This window comes from Actinomycetospora sp. (assembly GCF_055612215.1).
The window spans coordinates 1-1843 of record NZ_JBVPVA010001210.1 but is presented as its reverse complement, the minus strand read 5'-3'; the positions used below and the strand labels follow the sequence as shown (position 1 = coordinate 1843).

At 76.5% G+C, this 1843-nt stretch carries 2 protein-coding genes; one reads left to right on the top strand and one right to left on the bottom strand.

What is annotated here, in order from left to right:
• A partial coding sequence (locus AC0CYZ_RS32370; RefSeq protein ID WP_472222502.1) for an aldo/keto reductase occupies window positions 1-986 on the bottom strand: 986 nt, incomplete at its 3' end.
• A 62-nt stretch (window positions 987-1048) separates the two neighbouring features.
• On the opposite strand from AC0CYZ_RS32370, the gene AC0CYZ_RS32365 reads away from it, so the two are divergent.
• On the top strand, window positions 1049-1843 hold a 795-nt coding region (locus AC0CYZ_RS32365; RefSeq protein WP_472222500.1), incomplete at its 3' end, for a LysR family transcriptional regulator.

Here is a 1843-nt window from a genome sequence, read left to right as displayed (position 1 = left end):
CCGAAGACGTCGACGGTGCCCTCGGGGACGAAGGCGGCGAGCGCGTCGTCGACCCGGGCGAGGGTCGCGTCGTCGAGCCGGACCCGGGCGGCGTCGAGGTTCTCGACGATGTGCGCCGGGGTCCGGCTGCCCGGGATCGGGACGACGTGCGGGTGCTGGGCGAGCAGCCACGCCAGCGCGAGCTGCGCCGGGCTGAGCCCGAGCTCGGTCGCGATCGAGCGGACGGGGGCGTAGCGGTCGTTGTTGGCCCGGAGGTGCGCGAAGCGGTCGATGTTGCGGCGGAAGTCGCCCTCGGCCAGGCCCGACACCGCCCCCGTCAGGAACCCGCTGCCGAGCGGGCTCCACGCGACGATCCCGACGCCCAGCTCGTCCGCGGCCTCCACGAGCTCCGGGTCGGGCCGGTGCCACATCGCCCACTGGGTCTGCACGGCGCTGACCGGGTGCACGGCGTGGGCGCGGCGCAGCGTGGCGGCGTCGGCGTTGGACAGGCCGAGGTGGCGCACGGTGCCCGCCTCGACCAGCTCGGCCACGGCGCCGACGGTGTCCTCGATCGGGACCTGCGGGTCGGGGAAGTGCGGGTAGTAGAGGTCGATGCGGTCGGTGCCGAGCTCGCGCAGCGACTGCTCGGCGTACCCGCGGACCAGGCGCGGGTCGGCGTTGACGGCGAGCTCGCCGAACTCCAGCCCGACCCGGAACCGGTGCGCGGGCTCGCCGTCGGGGATCCGGAAGCCGAACTTCGTGGCGACGACGACCTCGTCGCGGACGGGCGCGAGGGCCCGGCCGACGAGACGCTCGTTGTGGCCGTCGGCGCCGTAGCCGTCGGAGGTGTCGACGAGGGTCGCGCCCGCGTCGACCGCCGCGCGCAGGGCGGCCTCCCCGGTCTCGTCGTCGATCTCGCCGTACATCCCGGGCGAGAGGACCATCGCCCCGACGCCGAGCGCCGAGACGGTCAGGTCGCCGAGGGTGCGGGTGGGCAGTGCGGTCATGGTCCCCAGCCTCGGCGCCCGCGGGGTCGTGCGTCCAAGACCGGCCGTGATAACCATCGGTCATGGACTCCCCGGCGGGCGACGTGCACCTGCGGGACCTGCGCTACTTCGTCGCGGTCGCCGACGCGGCGAGCTTCACCCGCGCCGCGGAGGCCCTGTTCGTCTCCCAGCCGGCGCTGTCCAAGCAGGTCCGCGCGCTGGAGACCCGGCTCGGGGTGCGGCTGCTCGACCGGGTCCCGTCCGGCCTCGCGCTGACCGCCGAGGGCGCGGCGCTGCTGCCGCACGCCCGCCGGATGGTCGAGGACTGGGCCGCGGTACGGGCCGAGGTGCGCCGGGCGGGAGCGGCGCCGACGCTGCTCGTCGGGCTGCAGACCACCGTGGGGCGTGACCTCACGCGCCGGCTGCTCGCGGCGACCCGCGAGCGCGACGCGCGGATGCAGGTGCGGCTGATCAGCTGGTCGGACACGAGCACCGGGCTCGCCGACGGCACCGTCGACATCGCGTTCGTGTGGCTGCCGCTCGTCGCGCCCGACGTCGAGGCCCGGGTGCTGCTGCGCGAGCCGCGCTGGGTCGCGCTCGCGGCGGACCACCCGCTGGCAGCCCGCCCGGAGGTGACGATGGCCGACCTGGCCGACGAGGCGTTCGTCGCGCTCCCACGCTCGGCCGGGGCGCTGCGCGAGTTCTGGCTGGCCACGGACGCGCGCGCGGCGCCGGCGCGGGTGGCGGTGGAGGCGGACACGGCGGAGGGCGCCGTCGAGGCGGTCGCCTCCGGGGCCGGGGTCGTGCTGCTCGCGGAGGGGAACGCGCGGTTGCTGGCCCGCCCGGACGTCGTGTGCCGCCCGGTCACCGACCTCTCC